A 1171-nucleotide genomic window follows, 5' to 3' on the forward strand; every position below is an offset into this window, starting at 1 on the left:
AACGGAAGGTTTTTACGACACCGCCCTAAACGAAGCGAACGATGCCTGAACTACGAGAGATTGTACCAAGGCCAGCGAGCGTTGCAAAACGACGAAGGTGTGCCGAAGGCCTCAGCGTAAAAACCATGTTGGCAGACACTGAACTACGGTTGATTCTCAATCTGGGCGAGGCCGAGCTCCGCGCGCCGGTACAGTGGGTAGTCGACGGGAATCCAACGCAACCGCAACCATGGGCCGCCATTGCCACACGTCCAACGCCGGTACGAGACGTTGACGACCACCGAACCATCATCAGCGGGATCGAGGTCAACACGATTACCGTACTGTTCCATATCTGACTGCAGATATTCAGAATCGAATTTCGCGATCAAGGTTCGACCGTCGCTAAGCGTTATGCGATCGGCGTCAACTGCGACGACATCCAGCGGCGCGATTAGAGGGTCGTTGTCAATCACGTTGTCGTAGGTGAACGAAACGAACCCACCGCCCACAACCAGCACGGCCAAGATTGTGACGACGACCAAAGGTTCGATGATTCGTGTTGCCCAACGCTTCACTTGTGTCTGCCAACGGAAGGCTTTTACGACACCGCCCTAAACGAAGCGGACGATGCCTGAACTGCCAGAGATTGTACCAAGGCCACCCCACGTTGCCAAAGTGGGAAGGTGTGCCGAAGGCCTCAGCGTAAAAACCATGTTGTGCGGCGGGCGCTACGAGTTGGCGTCAATCTCAGGATAATCCCAGCCCAAGAAGTGTGACGTGTCGTCGACAGCGCTGTGAGCGTGTCCACGGACATGGCCGTCGGAATCAGTCAATGCACGCTGGATGATGGGTTGAATGGTTTCACGATCGAGAACGCCGCAAGTTCGCGAAAGATGCGCAAAACCGAGTACGGCGTTGCCGCGAACGGTCGGGTCAGCGTGAGACGCGAGTTGAATGCAGATATCGGTTGCCCATTGGCAATCCGGCGGATCGAGGGAAATCACGATCGGGACGTAGAGCAACTCGGAGGGGTCGCCACGTGTGATGACAGCGTCAACGTCAGATTGCAGCCAGCCATCACGGAATGGACCCATTAGATTCGTCCGCACAACGGAAGGTTTTTACGTCACCGATCCCAACCGAAGGGAACGGCGTCAACTACGAAAGAATGTACCACGGACAGCGCTCG

Annotated in this window: 2 protein-coding genes; both read right to left on the bottom strand. The window is 55.9% G+C overall.

The genetic code is table 11. The features are described from left to right. Positions 1-143: 143 nt before the first annotated feature. Positions 144-557, bottom strand: coding sequence for a hypothetical protein (locus CA13_RS34360; RefSeq protein ID WP_146397779.1), 414 nt, complete (start codon positions 555-557; stop codon positions 144-146). A 153-nt stretch (positions 558-710) separates the two neighbouring features. Next, positions 711-1076: a HEAT repeat domain-containing protein gene (locus tag CA13_RS34365; RefSeq protein WP_146397755.1), complete on the bottom strand. Its 366-nt coding sequence runs from the start codon at positions 1074-1076 to the stop codon at positions 711-713. Between the last annotated feature and the right edge of the window lie 95 nt (positions 1077-1171).

The organism is Novipirellula herctigrandis, assembly GCA_007859835.1.
GTDB classification, from domain to species: domain Bacteria; phylum Planctomycetota; class Planctomycetia; order Pirellulales; family Pirellulaceae; genus Novipirellula_A; species Novipirellula_A herctigrandis.

Coding starts and splice junctions, on each gene's coding strand:
- CA13_RS34365 (WP_146397755.1), bottom strand. CDS start 1,076: ATGGGTCCATTCCGTGATGGCTGGCTGCAATCTGACGTTGACGCTGTC.